This is a genomic window from Lysinibacillus sp. KU-BSD001, assembly GCF_042920265.1.
GTDB lineage: Bacteria > Bacillota > Bacilli > Bacillales_A > Planococcaceae > Lysinibacillus_B.
Window position 1 is genome coordinate 14,996 of sequence record NZ_JBDQZI010000015.1, and the last position, 20,793, is coordinate 35,788.

General features: G+C 36.7%; 16 protein-coding genes. 4 read left to right on the forward strand and 12 right to left on the reverse strand.

The window, feature by feature from the left end:
- Position 1: 1 nt before the first annotated feature.
- Together AAGS61_RS17520 and AAGS61_RS17525 are read right to left on the reverse strand one after the other, a co-directional pair.
- Positions 2-1,054 carry a hypothetical protein gene (locus AAGS61_RS17520; RefSeq protein WP_391374868.1) on the reverse strand — a complete coding sequence of 351 codons (1,053 nt, stop codon included), beginning with the start codon at positions 1,052-1,054 and terminating at the stop codon, positions 2-4.
- A gap of 15 nt (positions 1,055-1,069) precedes the next feature.
- The gene (locus AAGS61_RS17525) at positions 1,070-1,360 is read right to left on the reverse strand and encodes a hypothetical protein (RefSeq protein ID WP_391374871.1); all 291 of its coding nucleotides are present in this window, start codon (positions 1,358-1,360) and stop codon (positions 1,070-1,072) included.
- A gap of 785 nt (positions 1,361-2,145) precedes the next feature.
- Here AAGS61_RS17525 and AAGS61_RS17530 point away from each other — a divergent pair.
- Complete coding sequence (locus tag AAGS61_RS17530; protein ID WP_391374873.1) at positions 2,146-3,030, forward strand: cation diffusion facilitator family transporter; 885 nt, start codon at positions 2,146-2,148, stop codon at positions 3,028-3,030.
- Between the two features lie 180 nt (positions 3,031-3,210).
- On the opposite strand, the gene AAGS61_RS17535 is transcribed toward AAGS61_RS17530, so the two are convergent.
- The 5 genes from AAGS61_RS17535 to AAGS61_RS17555 form a co-directional block, all read right to left on the reverse strand.
- Complete coding sequence (locus AAGS61_RS17535) at positions 3,211-3,624, reverse strand: hypothetical protein (RefSeq protein WP_391374876.1); 414 nt, start codon at positions 3,622-3,624, stop codon at positions 3,211-3,213.
- A gap of 258 nt (positions 3,625-3,882) precedes the next feature.
- Positions 3,883-4,128 (reverse strand): helix-turn-helix domain-containing protein, encoded by a 246-nt coding sequence (locus AAGS61_RS17540; RefSeq protein WP_391374879.1) that lies wholly within the window; start codon positions 4,126-4,128, stop codon positions 3,883-3,885.
- A 410-nt stretch (positions 4,129-4,538) separates the two neighbouring features.
- Positions 4,539-6,038, reverse strand: a complete 1,500-nt coding sequence (locus AAGS61_RS17545; protein WP_391374881.1) for a VWA domain-containing protein — start codon at positions 6,036-6,038, stop codon at positions 4,539-4,541.
- 84 nt (positions 6,039-6,122) lie between these two features.
- Positions 6,123-7,235, reverse strand: coding sequence for an AAA family ATPase (locus tag AAGS61_RS17550; protein ID WP_391374884.1), 1,113 nt, complete (start codon positions 7,233-7,235; stop codon positions 6,123-6,125).
- Between the two features lie 105 nt (positions 7,236-7,340).
- Positions 7,341-8,273 carry a DUF6744 family protein gene (locus tag AAGS61_RS17555; protein WP_391374887.1) on the reverse strand — a complete coding sequence of 311 codons (933 nt, stop codon included), beginning with the start codon at positions 8,271-8,273 and terminating at the stop codon, positions 7,341-7,343.
- Positions 8,274-8,306: 33 nt separating this feature from the next.
- On the opposite strand from AAGS61_RS17555, the gene AAGS61_RS17560 reads away from it, so the two are divergent.
- From AAGS61_RS17560 to AAGS61_RS17570, 3 genes are all read left to right on the forward strand, one after another.
- Entirely contained in the window at positions 8,307-8,549 is a 243-nt protein-coding gene (locus tag AAGS61_RS17560) for a hypothetical protein (protein WP_391374890.1), read from the forward strand.
- 199 nt (positions 8,550-8,748) lie between these two features.
- On the forward strand, positions 8,749-9,216 hold the full coding sequence (locus tag AAGS61_RS17565; RefSeq protein WP_391374893.1) for a RidA family protein: 468 nt from the start codon (positions 8,749-8,751) through the stop codon (positions 9,214-9,216).
- Positions 9,213-10,181, forward strand: a complete 969-nt coding sequence (locus AAGS61_RS17570; RefSeq protein WP_391374896.1) for a threonine ammonia-lyase — start codon at positions 9,213-9,215, stop codon at positions 10,179-10,181. The genes AAGS61_RS17565 and AAGS61_RS17570 overlap by 4 nt, the downstream gene beginning before the upstream one ends.
- A gap of 79 nt (positions 10,182-10,260) precedes the next feature.
- Here the strand turns inward: AAGS61_RS17570 and AAGS61_RS17575 are convergent, their stop codons facing one another.
- The 5 genes from AAGS61_RS17575 to dptF all read right to left on the reverse strand — a co-directional run bounded on the left by AAGS61_RS17575 (position 10,261) and on the right by dptF (position 20,698).
- Positions 10,261-10,596, reverse strand: a complete 336-nt coding sequence (locus AAGS61_RS17575; RefSeq protein ID WP_391374899.1) for a hypothetical protein — start codon at positions 10,594-10,596, stop codon at positions 10,261-10,263.
- Positions 10,559-11,413, reverse strand: a complete 855-nt coding sequence (locus tag AAGS61_RS17580; RefSeq protein ID WP_391374901.1) for a ParA family protein — start codon at positions 11,411-11,413, stop codon at positions 10,559-10,561. Before AAGS61_RS17580 ends, AAGS61_RS17575 begins: the two co-directional genes overlap by 38 nt.
- Before the next feature lie 296 nt (positions 11,414-11,709).
- Complete coding sequence (dptH, locus tag AAGS61_RS17585; protein WP_391374904.1) at positions 11,710-17,013, reverse strand: DNA phosphorothioation-dependent restriction protein DptH; 5,304 nt, start codon at positions 17,011-17,013, stop codon at positions 11,710-11,712.
- Entirely contained in the window at positions 16,994-18,418 is a 1,425-nt protein-coding gene (gene dptG, locus AAGS61_RS17590; RefSeq protein WP_391374907.1) for a DNA phosphorothioation-dependent restriction protein DptG, read from the reverse strand. Before dptG ends, dptH begins: the two co-directional genes overlap by 20 nt.
- A 3-nt stretch (positions 18,419-18,421) precedes the next feature.
- Positions 18,422-20,698 (reverse strand): DNA phosphorothioation-dependent restriction protein DptF, encoded by a 2,277-nt coding sequence (dptF, locus tag AAGS61_RS17595; protein WP_391374910.1) that lies wholly within the window; start codon positions 20,696-20,698, stop codon positions 18,422-18,424.
- Positions 20,699-20,793 lie beyond the last annotated feature (95 nt).

Below are 20,793 nucleotides of genomic sequence, written 5' to 3' on the forward strand. Positions count from 1 at the left end.
TCTAGTTCTCTTGTCCAAGTCGCTCACCTAAAAGCATTTTGCCTAATCGGTAATAACCAATGGTATTGGCGAACTGCCCATCTAAAATCGTGTCGTATTCATTCGTGAAATATGAGTGGAATGTGCTACCGCCACCACCAAGTAAGAACGTAGCATCAAATGTATCTGCTTCTTCCTTCCAAAGTGTTGAAATACGGTCCTCAATGGCATTCACTACGGATTGGTGAGCCTTTTCTACTTCTGCAGTGAAATCAACAACTTTACCTTTGTACTTCATCTGCTTCGTTGAAAGGATACGCTCAATCTTACCTTCACTTAAATTAGACCCGCCTGTTTTATCCTTGTAAGCCGTTTTAATCATGTCTTGTAGATTGACTACACCAATATCAATCGTGTCACATAAAGCTAATAACGGACGGAAGCCACCACCTTGCTTCATTTCAACTACACATACATCTGTTGTACGGAAGCCTATATCAATGACTGCAATTTGATTCCCTTCTTGCATTAGCTCAGGGTGAACCACTCGTCCTTCTGCATTAATCAAAGTCGCCCAAATAGCTGATAACGCTTGAGGGAACACTTTAACGGCTTTCATCACCTTATTTGAGCTTTCATTTGAGCCACCACTGATCCATTTAAATGCAGGGAGAGGCTCTTTTAATTTCGCCTCAAAGTCCTTTACCTGTGATTTGTAGTAATCAAGTGGCAAGCCCGTAAATAATACAAATTCTCGTTCTTCAGGACTTGCAACAAGATGAATCGCTGTTTGCAATAAAATCATTGTGTACTCATGATTAAAACGAACGCGTTCGAATACACGAGAATAATCTGTTGCGTTTCGTTGAGCCATCTCACCGACGTAATAATGTTTTCCATTCACCTGAATATGCAGTTCATCTAGCTTTTGTTCATCTATTTGACGGTCATTACCTAACGCAAAATTCATCCCTTCACGGCCAGAGCCAACAACTGCCGGGAAAATAACCCGCTTTCCATTTGAACTAATTGCTTTTACGAACCCATATCCAATATCCACTGACACATATTCCATTGATTAAATCTCCAATCATTCCGGCAGTACAATGCCTTCTCTCTCTAGGTTAAATTTCATCTGCTTTACTAAACCCTCGTATTGCTGTTCCTCAGCATGTAACAATTGAGCGAAAGGAACCGGTGTTTCAGAAGGTAATTCACTTTCATGCAGCAAACGCATTAGTAATTGAAGTTCTGAAATTGTCACACCATCAATCTCCTTCAACTCGTTTAAGACCTTAATCTTTGCTTCCATATCACGAGCTAGATCCTCGTAATATAAGTGCATTCGTAGTGCGTAAAGTTGTTGTTCATTCATTTCCATGTTTGTTACCTCTCAGATTTGTTTTTATCATCACTATGTATAAAATATTTTTAACGATATTTCGTTATATTAGATTAAAAAAATTTCAAAAGAGCTTTTAAAATTTTAACCTCACATTTTAACGATATTTCGTTAATTTAAACTAAAAAATTTTAGCCAAGTCCAATTGACTGGCACAGCAACACCTGCTGCATAAAATCACAGAGCGTGTAAACAGTCGTAAACATTTGCTCTGTGAAAAGAATAGTCGATATTTGATTATAAGTCAACGGTATTTCGTTAAAATTATTAATGTAATAAGTAAGGTTTCAATGGCTACTCGTAATAAGTAGTAGATTGAAATTATATTTTACTAAACTGTTGTTTCAAAAATGTGAAGTAAGTATTAAATGCATATGGACGCTTACTGTGAAATAAATCAAAACAAAAATACCCATGTTATTTGGGAAGATTTGAACAACATGGAGAAATAGTGAAGATACCTGCAAAGTTAATGGGTAATTGTGTATGCTTCAAATACCTTTAGCCCTTTGACATCTAATACCATTAAAGAAGCAGAGGTAGGTTCGACTAATTTCAAATTTCAAATTTCAAATTTCAAATTAGTATTTTAGAACAAATGATGAAGTAGTCGAAAGACTGCTTCTTTTTTTATGATGAAATTTTCCTATGAACAACTCTTTTGTACCTTCTCTACTTATGTAAGTTTAGGCAAAAAGGTTGCTATAGACCCACTCGTAGTTGGGTTGTTATTATAAAAAAGTACTAAGTAGGAGGTAAGAAATTTGGAATCAGAAAAATTTAATAATCTTAAATTAGGTGAACGAGGAGCAATTATTAGCATTAGTGCTTATATAGTTTTGTCCATTTTAAAATTAGCAATTGGTTACATGAGTGATTCTGAAGCTTTAAAGGCTGATGGTTTAAATAATACTACTGATATTATTGCTTCTATTGCAGTACTTATTGGGCTTAAACTCTCTCAAAAACCGGCAGATCATGATCATAAATACGGACATTGGAAAAGTGAAACAATAGCGTCCATGGTGGCCTCATTTATCATGATGGCAGTTGGTATTCAGGTATTAATAGATGCTTTTATCTCAATTTTTCAAGGCGGAAAAGAATCTCCAGATATTTTGGCAGCGTATGTAGGTCTAGGATCAGCATTGGTTATGTATTTTGTGTATCGTTATAATAAAAAATTAGCTGAAAAGATTAATAGTAAAGCAGTAATGGCTGCTGCTAAAGATAATTTGTCAGATGCTTGGGTTAGTATAGGAACAGCCATTGGAATATTAGGGTCACAACTACATATGGCTTGGTTGGATACAGTTACAGCTATTGTTGTAGGATTCTTAATTTGTAAGACAGCTTGGGATATTTTTAAAGAATGTTCACATGAACTTTCTGATGGTTTTGATGAAAAAATACTTCAAAATTACAAAGATATTATTCTAAAACTGGAGGGAGTGAAAGGGATAAAAGAAATTAGAGGAAGAAATTACGGTAATAACGAGGTTATAGACATAGTAATCCTGGTTAATGCGAATTTAAGTATAACGGAAGCGCACAATGTAGCTACTAATATTGAAGATATGATGATTAACGAACAGGGTGTATACGAAGTTCACGTTCATGTAGAACCAAATGATGAAAAAAAGTGTTAATTCACTAAAATTCGTTATACTATAAGAGGCAGGACGGAGCGGAACTAATCTTTGGGTTAGTGCTGGACTTCGTCCTTACTATTTACGAAAGGCTTTTTTGTCATAGCAATTCGTTTACTACAATTCTGGTGCGGTTTCTTTTTGCGTATCAGAAACAAATTGCTTAGTAAAAAAAGTGAACTACCTTGTATTTTTGGATAGTTCATCTACTTCTTCTGGAGTAATATCTTTTGCTTTATAGGAAATCACTTTCATTCGCTTGTCAGAATAATGATCAGGTATACGGAAAGTAATACGGATTAGTTTATATGGTGGATTCATTGCACCTTCGTAACCGACAACTCTTAATGTAACATCGTAGGTATCCTCATCGATATTACGTTTAATTTTTTCGATTCGTTCAAAGGTGAACAATTGTCTATTTCCATGTGCGGACATTGCATCCAGTATAGGTAGCCCCAAGTCACGCAGAAACGCTAATTCTAATATACTAGGTGGTTGATCTTGAGGGAAATATTGAGTATTCGATTTAGCGAAAGCTGAATTTGATACCAAGAGGCACATTAATAACGAGATGGTGAATATTTTCTTCATGACATTCATTCCTTTTTGCCTTTTAATTAATTGTTAGCATGGAATAGCATTTTTATGTATGAACCAATATGCATACTAGGCATTAATTTACTAAGCATTTCGAGTATGTATTAATTAATAACAATGAAATAAAGTATTGCATCATTTATTTCGAATATCTACTTAAATTGCCCCCAAAAAAAAGAAACCAGCCACACAAGGTACTAGTTTCAATTCATTTATTTTTCTATAAATCCCTTTTTAGACAAATATATTTTTCTATACATATTGAAAATACTTTTTCCAATTAAACATATCCAGTTCAACACCTAGTTGTCGAAAAATATAATACACATTTTCAAAAGTCGGATTGAATAATTTATTTTCCTCTATATCGCGATATGTATCTACATCTACTGGTATTTCCTTGCATACTTCCTCAATCGTCAACCCTTGCTCAAGGCGAATACTTTTTAGAAAATCCCCAAGCTTTTCAGGGTGAGTGACGGTACTAACCAATTTCATCCCCTACCTTTTCAAAATGCCCTATAACCATCTCCGTTACTTTAACGAAGCAATAAATTTTAGCTAGTATCGTGATAATTTACCTGTTGGCATTTTACATTGTTCTACCAAACTAAAACAACATTATTCAAGAATAATATACTTACTTTTTCTACCTTTAGCGTAATAAGACCTATAAAACATATAAAACCCTACTATTATTCCTCTCAAAATCAAGATATAAATTAATAATTTTCTCTTAATCACATTAATTTTCTACAAATAATACATCAAATATAATTATTCTTTTCCTAACTGTTACAATTGATTACAAACATTACAAACAAGGTCTTTTGAATCATTTTCTTAAGAAAATAGCTAAAAACACAAAAAACCTACTCCAAAGGAAGTAGGCTCAAATAAAATTCCTTTTAAAATAAAAATACATCTGTCGCTGAAAACAAATCATTTACTTGCACAACCTTATCAGCAAATTGCTTAACGATATTCACGTTTGCCGAATTACCGATAACAACAGCTGTGCAATCGAAACCTTTCTTTTTCTTTACTGTTCTAAATGCCTGCAACAACCCCTCTGATATATTGCTTTCTCCATCTGTTACAAAGATCATATCTGCTTGCTTAAAACGAGCCTTCTCAATTAATTGAAGGGCTGCTTGTAATGGCTCCTCAAAAACGGTGCCTCCCCCCATGAAACGACTACATAAGTCCTTTAATTGTGTAACTGAACACTTACCTTTCGGAAGTATTTCAATCTGACCAACCGTACTGGAAAATGGTATAACTGCAAAATCTCGATGTTGCTTTCGAGCAATACTCATTAAAGCGATTAAAAAAGCTTTACTTTGTGTATCAAGTTTACGCATCGATCCACTTTCATCAATACAGCAAATAATAGGTCCTTTACCTAGCTTCGATTTCCCCTTTTTATCATAAATAAGAGTTTGCGCCTCACTAAAACGCTTCATAAAATCTACATTCGCTTGTGGTAAAAGATATTGCATGTATTCACTAGGTAACAGCCGTTCAAGCTCATTCCCAACTGTTACACCTTTACGGGCAATCGCTTCCTTATGAAAAGACTTTTGCTTATCCTTCGCAATTTGTTTAAATCGCCCTGCTAATAAAGCAATTTCCTTCATCTTCGGATTGGCTTCACAAACCTGTGCAAGTAGAAACTGATCTCGAATCGGTAACTGACTATAATCACCTTTTCCTGAACCAGTACCCTCTCCCATTAATTGATTCATTTGCTGTGTCGTTTCATTTGAACGCTCAGCTGCTTGTGAAAGCATTTGTCCTAGCTGTTCTTTTGAAAGATTATCTGTTACATTCGAAAAATCCTGCTGTAATTGATGCTTGGCTTCCTGTGCACGACTTAATCGCTTTTCAGCCCGTTTTAATAAGCTTTCCATCTCCTTTTGAATAGCAAGTGATGAAAGATTGGCTAATTGATTTGTCGCTTGTTGAATATCCTGCTGTGCCTTATCTTCACGCTCTTGAATTTTCTTTAATTGCTTATGGTACTCTTTTGCTTCCGGTTGCTGCTGAATCCAATTTAAAAGCTCTTTTGACATATGAATTGACGTCACTGTAGATAATAAATCATCTAGCTTCGTATGCTCATGCTGACTCTGATAATCAGGATTGATTAATAGCTTTTCGATTAAACCTCTATTTAGCTCCAACTCAGGCTTCACATCTTGTAAGGAAGGGGCTGACTTATAAAAGCTCGCCCATACATCTCCAACTAAATTCGTGAACTGTGGCACCTGTTGATTGGCTTCACACAGATTACGAAGATTCCCTGCCATCTTATAAAGTTCGTTGAAACGACGTACATCATATTTATCCGCATTCACCACTGCATCTTCTTGCTTATAAACTAAATCTTTTCTTATCAGTTCCATCAAATTCTCTCCTTAATAGAAAAAGCCAAAAGTGATTACTCACCTTTGACTTCCTCATGTATATATTGATTTTGAATACCGTAATTAAAATCCAATCACAGCCGATGTTAATTTTAAAAGTTCTTCCTGCATACGGGCTTTTAATTGTACAAGCTCTGAACGGTTCGGATGCTTCTCCTGGAATTGTTGCACTTCGCTAGAAAGAGCCTTCCCTTTTAGCAACAATTCGCTAATTTGGTCCTGAGAACGCTCACGATTCATTGCTGATACAGCTAATTGTAAAATTTCATTGAATTCATCATTCACTCGATCAATAAACGATTGTACTACATCCTGTGAATGCTTTTTCACAATGTCTTTCGTCATCCCTTGTTGGTCTGCATTTTCCCATAGCGAGTGTGCCAAAATACGAAGGTCGCCAACCGATACCTCATTACGCCCCTTTAAATAAGCTGAAGCCTGTAATAACGAAAGGGACTGCTTGAAGCGACGGTCACTTGGACGAATCCCTTCATCTATTAATTCCTGTCGAATTTGAGCTAAGGCATCATAAATGACATCTCCAATTTGTACTTGGTCAACGGACTGCTGATGAATCAGTAGTTCCTCTAAAGTCATTGTTGGAATAAATGGCTGCTGTTTTGATTTCATCATCGCAATGAAGTTCTGGCTTTCCTTGATGTACTGCACCTCATAACGTAAAAGGAATCGGTCAAATAATGCTTCAAGACCCTCTCCTTCTTCGATATATTCGTTAGATGAACCAATAATCGTCATTAACGGTGAGGCAACCGGTACGCCATTGTTATAATATAAACGCTCATTAATCAGTGTCAGTAAGCTATTTAAAATCGCTGAATTGGCTTTAAAGATTTCATCAATAAAACCAAAGTGGCTCATTGGTAGCATTCCATCAATATTACGCACATAGCGACCTTGCTCTAAATCCTTTAATGAAAGGACACCGAATACTTCCTCCGGTGTTGAGTAAGGCGTTAATAGCTGTTGGAAGTAGCTTGAGCCAGATACGATTTTCCCTAGCATGGATGAAAGAGCTGATTTTCCCGTTCCTGCAGGCCCAATAAACAAAACATGCTGGCGAGCTAAAACACCTGTTAAAAGTGCTTCTATTTCAGCCTCTCGATCAAAAAATGTTGCGTTTAAACCATCTTGAATTTGCTTTAATTGTGTATTCATGCTGTAATCCCTCTATCTATCAACGAATGTGACAGGCTTTCTTATTTTAGATTTTTAGTTTTTTCTCTTTTTCTATTTATCTTTTTTTAATATAAATAGACTTCTCTACTTTTCTAAATCTGCTAATTTATTGAGTACACCCATTACTTGCAAACGAAGGTCATCTACTTTGCTATCCAGTACATCTGTCTGTAATTCCAAAATAGCTTTATATTCGTTATAGGTTTGAGCGACTTTTTTCGCATTGGTCATCGCCTCTTTCAAAGCTGACTTTGTAACCCCTGGCTTATGAACAATGCTTTCACAGCTTAAAAGTGCTTTCTTAATATCCTCAGTTATCTGACGATTCACGAGCTCATGTGAAGATTTAATATCGAATAACGGAATACATGTAGCAGTACTTTCTGATAAGTCGTTAATTAACTCCGAAAGAGCCAGAAGCTGCTGATCATACGTGTACGGCACAAAGTAAATACCACCCGAAGGACGGACACTTGTGGTTGCCATGTGCTCCAAAATACGACCGACAAATTGGCGAATGTTTTGAGAATCGTATAAGGATTTATACTGCTCATAACGTTCCTTCGCTTCCTCTGCTAACTGAATGGCAATACGATCAGTTGTCGTCGCATCTACTGATACCGTATTATCTGACTTTCTTAAAACTAATTTGACCGCCTCGGTTTCGTAAGCTAGCTTCTTACCGGCTCGGTCTACACTCTCTACAACAACGTTACGCTGTGTAAATTGCGTATCTGTCATCACCTCTCGCGTTAAATAATTGAGATACACATCACGCTGCATTGTCGGTACTTTTGTACGCTTCAGCTCCTGTGTGGCTCGACGAAATGCATCGGCTGGTCGAATTGGATTGGGAAGATATTTCGTATCGATCTGGAAAGTTTGCATCTTTTGCTCTAATTCCTCACGAGAAATTTTTACATGTTGAATGCTGTACCAAAATAAATGACCAATACTCCCCTGCCCCTCTGTCTTGGCAACGACTTGTCCTGTTTGTAATTGATTACGTAATTTCACGAAATCTCTCTCCTTTATAAATGGGTTTTGAAAATGCAAAAAAGCCAATCCAGCTACTACGCCAAATTGACTTCTTGTATATATGACACGCTAAAACGTGAATATATCCATATGGATTTTTTAAAAATAGGCATGCTAAATAAACATAAGATTTTTGTGAAATTCATTCACAGCTGCAATACTCCAAAAGAGCTTTTAAATGCAGGAAACAACGGTTTTATGCAATCACTTTTAATAATTGAACGTTCAATTAGAATTGCCAATGCAAAGGTATAGCGTAGGCTATGGGCATTGAGGAAAGTTAAATACCATTTTATCTTAACGAAATTTCGTTTAATTTACAAGTGGGACAGAAAACCAATCAGAATATTAGAAAGATAATTCTGAATAACTTTACAACTAAGAATGAAGAGTAAATAATATTGTTATGTAAAAACGGAATAACTATATAACAATCTGAGAGGAGATTAGCAAAATGATTGAACAACGTTTAAAGGAGCTCGACATTGTATTACCTGAGGTAACATCACCACTTTATGAGTATGTGCCCGTGACGACTCACGCAGGTGTTGCATATATTAGTGGACAAGTGCCACGCATTAACGGGAAAATTCCTTACCCTGGCAAGGTAGGACAAGAGGTAACTGTAGAGCAGGCACAGGAGCTTGCTGAATACTGTGTACTAAAGGCACTTAGCTGCCTGCAAGCAGAAATTGGCTCGCTTAATAATGTAGAAAAAGTATTAAAGGTAACCGGCTATGTACAGGCTGCCGACGATTTTTATGAGCCGTCTAGCGTTGTAGATGGTGCATCCCGTCTGCTAGAAAAAATCTTCGGCGAAAAAGGAAGACATACACGTACCGTTATTGGTGTGGCTGTACTTCCAAGCAACACACCTGTTGAAATTGATTTCATCATTGCCATAAAGGAGCGTGCTAAATGATTACTTTACAGGATGTTAAAGATGCGAAAGCGCGCATTCAACCGATTATCCATGAAACACCGACCCTTCATTCAGAGCAGCTATCCGCCATTTGTGGCAATTCATTATTTTTAAAGGGGGAGCACCTGCAAAAAACCGGCTCCTTTAAAATTCGCGGCGCAGCGAATAAAGTGATTCACGCAGTAGAGCAAGGTGCAAAATATGTAACAGCCGCATCCTCTGGCAATCATGGACAGGCTGTAGCATACGTCGCAAATCACTATAGCATCTCTGCAACAATTGTCGTTCCAGAAAACGCGAGTCTCTGCAAAATTAACGCGATCAAAGGCTATAACGGCAACGTAGAGAAATGCGGGACAACATCAAATGAGCGACTGCCACGCGCTAAGGTTATTGCTGAGGTAAAAAGCGGCATTTACATCCCACCCTATGACGATCCGTTTATTATGGCTGGTCAAGGAACCATTGGGCTTGAAATCCTACAGCAGTTGGACGACATTGACGTAGTGCTTGTACCAATTGGTGGTGGCGGACTCATCTCCGGCATCCTTACTGCGATTAAAGAAACTAAGCCAAGCATTCAAGTCATCGGCGTAGAACCAGCTATCGCGAATGATACATATTTATCACTGCAAAACAAAAAAATTACCACTATTCCTGCAACGAACACAATTGCAGACGGCCTGCGTACGAATCAGCCAGGTGACCTTACCTTCCCAGTACTACTAAACTATTTAGATGACCTAGTGCTTGTAAGCGAGGACGAAATTCGCTATGCGTTTAGCTTTGTATTGGAGCGCACGAAGCAGATAATCGAGCCATCTAGTGCGACAACTGTAGCAGCGGTGCTCTTTGATAAGCTAGGCTTGCGTGGGAAAAAGATCGTCTCGGTTATTTCAGGTGGTAATGTGGATATCGACCAAATAGAAGAATTTGTTGTGGATACAGCTCACTTTCCAAAATAGTATCTGTTAGAACCGCCTTTATACCCTTAAAAATATACTGATAAAAATATGCCCGCCAAATATTTGGTGGGCATAAATATTATTCACTAATATACTTCTTCAACATCATCTTCTCTTCATCCGAAAGTGTTTCAAAATACACCTTCACCATGTCGCCCATTAAATCGTATTGTTTAATCCCACGCATAGAGCTTAATAGCTTAATGAAGTGATAGTCGTTTTCGTTCGCTTTTAACGAACCACGCTTCATATAAGCCTTTTCGTGTGGCTTTTGTTCAACAGGTGCTGCACCACCGAATAGTGAGTTTAATACGTCTGCCTCACCACGTTCTACAGCCCCTACTTTTTGTGCTAGTTCAGTTAATTGTGGATCTCCTTTAGAAAATGGAGATGGATTTGGATTGTCCTTTCGCATAGTCAATACCCACCTTTTCTAGAATTTCATTTAATAATACTTCATACATTTGCAATGCATTCTTATCGTGATGATCTAATTTATTATCTAAATCTAACGGCGTTTTCGTATAGCGCTCGATACGGTCACGAGCTTTAATAATATTGTTATACGCAAGCTCACCAAATTCTGTACGAATATCCTCTACAACCTCTTTACGTAGCGTACCTTGACTAGAGAACAGATAAATAATAACACCAGCAAATTGGACTGGCTTTAGCTGCATAGCCTCCATGATCTTGCCAAGCGTATTTGTTGTGTCCTGAAAGTCCTTTGCACCGTTAAGAGAAGAAGTTTCGCACTTCACTACACCGATTGCATAATCAGAAGCAGCTAATGCATTCTTTGTGTATGTATTTTGTGTTGGCGGTGTATCCCAAATAATAAAGTCATAATCACCTTCAATTTCACTTACTAGTTTACGTAAGTAGAAGTTGAACGCTGGATGCTTTTCATCACCTAACATTTTATAAAGGAAAATATCAATACCATCTAAATCCTTACCGTTCGGAATAATATCTACGTTCTCACTTAACGGAAGAATAGCAGAACGGAAATCTTGATTTACGATTGCATCTTGAATCGTTGGTGTATTTTCATTTAATAAATGTAACTTATTGAATGTATTAATCAGCCAATGCGTACTATTTGCTTGCTTGTCCATATCAATTAAAAGCACTTTATGACCTCGTAACGATAGTAATAACGTGAATAGATAGGAACACGTACTTTTACCGACGCCACCCTTTTGGTTACCGAAAACCATCTTAATTGCCATACGGGGAGTACCTCCTTTGAATTACTTACTCTCTTTATTATATACGATTTGGGTCAAGATTGAAGGTATAAAAATAAAAAAAGATTTTTAGAAAAAGATATTTTTCTATTATAAAAATAGCCCGAATGGACGATTTGTCCATTCAGACTTTAATAAGAACATATTCAAGTCGTTTTTTATATAAATAAAGGCTCTCAGCCAAACTACAGTTGCCACTCCATACTCCATATACTTTGAAATCAGCAGTTAAATTTAGAAAGCATTAATTTTGATGTTAGCTCTAAATACATGTATTTTTAATAACGCTCAGGTAAAGGTGTAATATTGACAACAATTGTTTTTGGTTTAGACAGCTTGCCATTTGCCTCTAAAATCGGTCCTTGTACAATACATTGACCTTTCTTTAAACCTAACAGCTGCTCTTCCCAATACTTTTTGTCTCCCACTTCATTTGCTAATGTATTAGCAATATACGTGACATCTTCATCTGATTGTGCAAAATAAATTTTTTGTGATGCATTTTGTAAACGTGCTAGCTCACTCGAATCCATTTGTGCCTTTAAGAATTGTGTAGCAAACCAAGCAGACCAACCAAATTTACGCCCTTCTGTCAGCACACGTGCAGATGGTGCTCCCTCTTTATGGTCTAGGTTTTGCGCCTCATCCATAATAACCGGCATTGGCATATGCTTATTACCGTTACGGATTGAATAGTTCCATAAATCCCACAAAATAAACTCTGTAATGATAAGCTGTACATCACGCGGATAGCCTGTTAGCTGAATCACAAAGACGTCGCCACGCTTGTCGATTAAATCCTTCCAATTAATTGATTCTCCATCCGCAAATGGATTTCGATCAATTAATGGACGAATTTGAGAAAGCGTTTTAATCGCTGTACCGGAACCTTCCTCTTCTAGCAAGTCCTTTAGATGCATTAAATTCATCTTCTCATCATAGCGTTCCAGTCCGATTAAAATACGATCATATAGCATGTTCAACTGCTGAATACCAAGCGTGCTATAGACAGCGGAAAAGACACTTTTAATACGTTCTGCAATATCTGTATTAGATTCTTTTAACTCACGACCACTAATCTCACGTACTGTACGAGTAAACGGATTAATCGGTAACTTTTCAAAATAAACGATTCGCTCATTGAATCGCTCCCCTAGCCCACCTAAAAACTCTGGCTCCAGCTGCGTTTTCGAAAAACCTTCCGTATAATCGATAATAATGCTTGATATGCCTTGACGTGACTTTTCAAGTAATAGACATTGCATAAAATACGTTTTCCCTTGTCCTGATTTTCCTGAAATCAATAAGTGACGATTCGCTAACTCCGAATGACCATACTCCCAATAAATTTCTTTATTTGAGTTGACAGCTGTACCAATTTTTATACGGATATCCTCTAATTTTGGTAGTACATTTCCCTGCACTTCCATATTTGGCTCCTCTTTTACTAGCTCACTAGTTTCTAGCTCTTCCATTGTAGCAGCCACTTCATCAATCAGATCATTTCCTACTTCTATAATCTCAAGCTGTGGTGATGGAGGTGTAACAATCTCAATTTCTACCTCTTTTGAATCTTTTATAGATTGGGAAGAATGTTCCGGCTCTTCAACAACTTCCTCTGAAGCATCTTCATCTTTTTGAACAGGTACCACTCTAGCTACTACAGCTCCAGACGCATCGTATTGATTTTTTAAGAAACGATCTTTTATAAAATCTGTTTCCTCCTCATGTAGCCAATGACAAATATCCACCATCGCTTTGACAATACCATTAAATCCATCCTCTAACGAGAACTCAATCACATTAATCCACTGCTCATCTAAATAAGACGAACGCGCTGTACAATCTGTACGGAATGAAATGATCGCACCTTCTCCGATATGTGAATGCAAGTGGTCTGTAATTTTGAAATCAAGCTTCACAAGCTTTTCAACGACTTCACTTGCCAAGGCATAATCTTTTTCAGGCCAAATATCACCCTGTACCATTTTGTTTGCATTGGCAATAAGCAGCTGCACAAAGAAGTTTTTATAAAACTTTTCTTTAAATGTTCCAGCATAGTCTTTTACTAATGCACTTAGCAGAACCTTTTTCGTCTGCATTACTTGGGCTTTCGCTTTGGCAATGACATTGTTATTATTTACACCGATTTTCACTTCAACTGGATAGAAATGAATGTATAGTTGCTCATCACTTGTTTCTAAGCCAATTAATAGCAGGTCATCACTGGTTGGCCCTTGAATGCCTAGATTTTTCGCTGAGAAAATTCCCTCTGCCTTCGATAAATTAAAGACGCCAGCAACGCGTAAAATTTCCTCTAATGAAATCGGAATCCATTTAATGTTCGGATGATCTAAATACGCCAGCACATATTTAATAGCAGAAATGATGCTTAGCTTTTCACGATCTGCATAACCCTTTGTGCCAATAATGCGGAGCAGCCATTCTCCGTTAAAAGTATTAAACGCTTGAATCGTGTTTTTAATATTATTTTCTGTTCCTTCTATTCCTTTGTTGTGCAAAAATTCTTCTATCACTTTGTAATACTGGTCTGATTTATTTGTCACTGTAATGGCATCGAACTTGTTAGAAGACGTGTACTGGTCACTATAGTGAATGACTACAATATCATTGTTGAAGTTTTTGAAAAACTCAAGGTCTACTGTCGGGTCGATAAATGTTACCCAATGTGAATGATCAAAAATTTCAAGTAGCGTTGTTTCATCAGTCGTGTTGACACGAGATAACACGGTATTCCCTTTTACATAAGAGTCATTTCCCTCATTACGCGAGTTCGCAATAACCTCATTTACATAGTAAGCCGTTCTAATTAAATAATCGTCCGCTTCTATCAAATAATTTTTGATACCGAATCCCGATTTATAAGTTTCTGCATCACGCATTGCCGGCACACTTGCATAAAGACCTGACAATGCCACATCCGATTTCATTTCATGCATTGACTGCATGGCAGAGCTTTCTTGAGCATGCATTTTATAAAACGTAATGTGTGCATAACGTAAATCCCATTTTTGCTCCTGGCTTGTTCTACGATAGAAGAATAAACTTTCACGTAACACTTTTAGCACAACATCAGCTTCTACATCTTTTATTTTCTTAATTTGGGTCAGCTTCGTATAGTCGATAACTTCCTCTACAGTTGTTAACTGTGCAAACTTTTCAAAGGCACTATTTACTTGAGATTCTTTATAAAGCGTTACTTCAATCGATTTCACCGATTGAGCACCTTTCGTTTTCACCTCATGTAAGATGAAATTCAAAATCCCAATTAATACTTCATAATCATCCGGTAAATTCATCACGTTAATCAAAATCGGTGCTTTAGACGTTTGTGTAAATAAATAGCCGAAGTGTTCTTTAAATTGCTTAATTTTATCGGTAATCACCTTTGACAAATATTGAACAGAATCCGATGCTGTCACTTGATTTACAGATTTAAATACGAGCCATTCTGGTGCATCATCCTGATACTGCGGTCGGTATAACTCGCCTTTCTCAAGGAATGGTAACAATGCTTCTGGTGTCAGACGATTTAAAATAACATTATCCATTTCCTCATTACCTAGCTGCTCATACACCTTTAATTTATATGCAACCATCAATGGATGAAACGGTGTCATATAGACTATATCATTTGCTTCTATTGTTCCTAACCGATATAGGCTAACACCCTTTTTCCCAGCCGGCACACCATTTTGGAAAGCCTCTACCTCTTTATGATACGCCTCTAAATAGTCTCTTCCTCGCTGAGCATACTCGGCTGAAACGTGTGTTAAGCTTGAAATCATCGTCGGTGTAATAAAGTAAGATAAAAATCGGCTGTATGCCTCTCTTAGCTCTTCGCCTAGCTCCAATGTTTCGGAAACTAACACCCCCGACTGCAATTTCGCAAATCGCATACCTTCCTTTAGCCATTTATATTCCCACTCGAAAAACTCTTGATAGCTGCTTTGCATGTAATATTCTCGGTGGTTGTGTGTCAGACGATTTAGCTCTTTAATCCACGTCATATCAAGCATGCTTTCGCGTACAAGCTTCCAAATACGTGCGCCTTGAATCGGTGTAGAATCTATTAACTCACTATCAATGCGAATCGGAATAACTGACTCCTGAACCTTTGCTGAAAAGGTCAATGCATCTTCTTCATCAAATAGGCTTGGATCAATCGTTATAATCGTCTTGCCAAGCTCCTCCATTGATAACATAGCTTCATTCATTGTTAAGTCTATATTGGTAATCGGATAATTCGTACCGAATGACAATCTTCCTGCCGTTGCCTTTAAAACTAACGCTTTCTTTTTAGCATCTACGCCATAGCTTGAGCTTGACGCTTCAAATAAGTACGAGCCAATCGGTAGCACACAAATATTAAACTCCGCTCCTAAAGAAACTTTATTATCATGCTCATAATTAAACTTCACAAACGCAGGCTGCACGTCGTTTGGCGTAATCTTTACGTGAATCGTTGAATTTTTCACCTCAATCTCCGCTGGTCCTAAATATTTGTCAGGATTAGAAAGAAACTCTTTCCTTAATGTTTTAGCAGCACCTTCAAGCTCAAACTTGATGACTAGCTTTACTTCCTGCTCCTTCATCGGATTAAAGACGATGATGTTACGCTTTCTTTTACCAGCTGCTGAGTCTGATTTAGGCTTGTCCCAAACTACTAGGCCATTGTCTGCTGAAACTTTCTCATATGTGACTTTTACAGCTTTATTGTGCTCAATAAATTTTTTGTGCTCTTTTTGAATTTCGGTATACGGTTTTATTTCCCAGCCTTCTTCTTGCATTTTTTTCGCAAAATCAGCGTTGAATTTTTTTTGTAGTTGCTCTTCTGTATCGTTAAATTCATTTGCTTGGCTGACGAAGTCATACATTTCTCGGTTTTCTTGAATTCTATTTTTCAAATTTTTACCAGAGTATGTCGGAAGCTCAGGGTCCATAAACATACCAAGCTCTTTATAGTCATCCTGATCGATTTTGCCCTTTTCTAAAATCGTTAAAATTTCTTCAAATTCAAAAATCGATAGCTTCATAAACTGATAATCTTGCAGTAACTTTTCAAGATTATCTTCTAAAATTAATTTTTCAGCCTTCCCTAACATACTGTTATGAATTTCTTTTTCTAGTTGATCTGATAATGTTTTTGGATGCAATGGCATTCCTTCACTTTGCATATCTAAGCTACCACCAGGAATCGTATCAAGCTGCTCTGATACGATACTTATTAACGCCGTATTCTCCCAACCTGGCTGCTGTTCACTTACTAAGTTACGAATTAACGCTAAATAATCCGTTTTGACAACTTCGTCCGTATTTGCAATGACAATTTTAATATCACCAAAGGCTAAAGAAAATGTTTCATAGCCCGCGCCTTGCTCATGCATATACGTAAAGTTGCTTACTTTATCTGGTTGAACTGTTTTTAAGGCTGTTACCATATCAAGCACTTCCTGCAAAGTGTCTAGCCTTAAAAAATACCTGTTGCCTCGTTGGATTTCTGTTTGATCCCAATAGGCGATTAATTCATTTGCGATATAATTATAAAATTGGTTTGACATATTGAGCATCACCACTATCACTTTTTTTGTCTAAAATATTATGATTGTTAAATAACGTTATGATTTCCTCGATGGAATGTCGGTCGAATGCAATACCGCGCTTCTCAAATTCTTTTAGCAACGTTTTAAATGGCATACGCCCGTCCTTCACAATAACAGCCGTCATCATCATTAAGAAATCATGGTTAATATTTAATAAATAACCTAAACTACCTCGCTGCTTTAAAAATACACCTAGACCTAAATTTTCGATTGAACGACCGTATTCTTTTCTTGCATCATCATTCATTCGATCTTTCACCAATGCTAACAATACTTCAAATAACTCTTCTGCTGTATTTGGTAATTCACTTGTAGGTCGTTCCTCTGGATTTCTATAAGACCAATTAATATAGTCCTTCACCCATTCCTTTAGCTCCTGTACAAACTGTTGTTTACCATTTTCACCTCGTGACTCCACATCATGAAGCAACTGGTGATAACTACGTACCTCATAGCCTGCATCTTTATCTTTATTAAATATGTTGTAGCTTAAAGAACGCAATACAAATTCATGTGAGAATAAATTAATCGCATTATCTTTTACTACTTTGAATCCTTTAAAATCATCGGCAACTGGTCGCTTCTTTCTAACTGCTTCCCAATCTAGTGCAAAGTACAACGGATGTGCTTCCTCGAATGTACCTTGTGCCATCTTTTCAAGTTGTACAACGCCTTGACATACGTACATGAATGCATAATAATGTAAAAACATTTCGAAATTGGCGATAAAAAATTCCTTATGCTTTACTAAAAATTGAATATCTTGCTGGAATAGCTTTGTAAAATTAGGGAACAGGTTCGAATACTGTCTTTTAGGAGCAGTCTTTTTCTCTTCTACTAACTGGTCGATTTCTTTAATAATTAGTCGTGTTAAAATATCGTCTGTTTCCTTATTTTTAAAGATATTTTTAATCTCCTCATTGTCCCCAATAAATACACTCGCAATGAACTCTGCTAAGTGATTAATTTCTGTTTGACCCGCTTCACTTTTCCCTATGAAATTATATAAATACGTATGTACAACTTTCATCTGTTGATCGCTAAATAAATACGTATCAATTAATCTTAAGAAGTTTACTCTTGCCACATCATCCGGGAATTCTACTTCTTTTGTCCCAGCAATAAATTCACTCAATTTATTAGCCCCTTCAAAATAATAAAAATCCAATTCCTCAAGTTTACGTGGTTGTAAGTCATAATGTGTAATATTTCTTGCTAGCTCACTGATTACTATTTTAAAATTCCCTTGAAGATATTTCGTTTTCTTCGTTGTAAAAGGAAATAAGTAACTAGGCTTATTTAATGTATGTACAACACCACTAGGTAGATGTTGCTCGGCATTTATGTGTAAAATTTTATCCATTTGCTACTCCACCTTTTCAAATACATAGCCATCGAATTCATCATATTTCAATCGATATTTCATACTCTCATCCTGGAAGTTAAATAATAGCTCGTTTTGCTTTTCCCCAAACAGCATAATCTTACCTAAAAACTCAACAAACGTTGTTGCATCTTCCTCATCCCTCTTATTTGGACGATAGCCGTTTGTCACTTTTTTTAGCAGTTGGTACAACACAAAATCGATATCTAATAGCTCCCATTTACTTTTCGAATTGTTATAATACTTTACTGTAATAGACGGCTTAAACGACTGTAGCTTCAGACCTGGCAAAGCTTCCAATTGATCCGCTGCTGGATTTAGTCTTAATTTTTGCGCAATCGTTTTTTCACCTTCTAAACACTCTAAATTGATATAGTCGTTCATCGGCGAGCCCTTCCAACTGAAAATAGCGAACTTCAGCTCTTTATAAAACGTTCTAACTTCGGACATTTCTTTTTTATTGAATGCATACAAATATTCCACATATTCATCATAGACAGTATTTCGAATATTTTTGGCAAAATGCGCATCTGTTAAATACAAAATCGCGATTAAATTTTCTACAAATAAGTCAAACGATTCTTTAATAAGCTCTGCTTCATTTGCAAACGGCATCAACCATTCTTTTGCACAATCTACATGTACTTTTTGATTTAAAAGTTCTTCCCAATTTGACAATGTATTTAACGTCACGAGCAATTCATCAATTGCACTTGTACGTGAATGAATTGGGTTTAACTGTCCAATCACATCTAATAGCTGTGAGCGACCTTTACTCTGGAATAACATATTCGGTAAAGTCTTTGTCAGCTTGTCGTATTCATTGTGCGTACGATATGTACCATCCTCTACTTCATTTGGCAAAATTAAATCCGCGATAAAATTTAAATAATGACGCGATGACAAATTAATTTTGTACTGAATAATCGCCTGCACGACAAGATTGATAATTTGCTCCTGTACAAATTCATCTGATAAAAATTGATAATTTTCATGGATAATCGTTTGTCTGTTTTCTCCAATGTCCCTCAAATAGGCTGCGTAAAACGGATTTTCATCTGATTTATCACAAATCTTTTTCAAAATTGATGATAAATAATTCGACTCCGCCCCTGAAGCCGTTAATTCGTATACTTGATAATCTGCAAACGAAACAATATCAAACGTGTTGTCTGCTGCATGCGTTAATATTTTAGGCGTAAATAAACCGCTTTCCTCAACAAACTTTTTCAACTTATTGTACGTATAAGTGGAATGTTCATGGTTAATAAAGTTATGCAGAACGCCTAAGTTAATCGCAATAATCACTTTCTCTGTCGTTTCATCAAAATGCTGGTCCGAAAAGTTTTTCAAAATTTCTTCTAATGTCTCTAACGCCGTTTTATTGGGTGAAAAACTTTCTGTAGCGTCATTGTAAATTGTGTATCCCTCAATCAAATCTTTTCGTTCACGATTTAAATAGGCTAGTAAATGTGATTTTCCGTCCCCTACGCTACCACAAAGTAAAATTAAATTACTGCTTGTTTCTTCTTTACGTTGTTGTAATATACTTTCAATCGTACTTTGAATTGGTCGTGTTACGTGCAAATAATTTTTAAAATCACTAAATGACTGTGCATTTTCAACTGCTTCTGCTGATGAAATATGCAGTCGTGCGATTTCACGCTCTAAATAGCTGTCGTTTAACAATTCAAGCTGATGCTGCTTGCTTTCGATAGCTTTAAATCCAGGTGTATCTTCCTGCGTGTTTATGACAGGCTGAATTCTTCCTGAATGTGCCTCAATCATCTTCGCTAATTTGGCTTCCAGCTCTTCTTCAGTCAAAGTTGGCTTCACTTCGGGTGGCTTCGGTACTTCGTAAATCGGTAGCACCAATTCCTCATGTGTATAAATTTCAAAATACCAAACCGCAATATTGTACATCTCTCTATGAACGAGGTATGCTTTGTTCATATCGCTATATGTCGCATCATGAGACGCCTTGTTCCCTGCTCGACGAATAATATCAAATGATTGATAAATTTTAGATGTAATGTACTTCTGGTCATATAAAAAATTTATTTTTTCATTTAAATTGCTGTATGAATGACTGTCTAGCTCCTCAATTTCCCAAACTCGCTTTACAATATCCTCTATATATAAACGCGCTTTTGCAACAGCACCACTTTGGTCAGAGAAGAAAATCTCCTCCATTTTTTTAGCGCAAAGTGCAGCGTATGGTAAAGAGCTACTTAAGAAACTTAAAAAAGCCTTTTCCATCTGCTTATCAACTCCTCATTTTAAATAATTAGTTCCATTATTACAGAGAATCCCATATTTATCAGCCCTTCTATCCACTTTACACAATAATATTT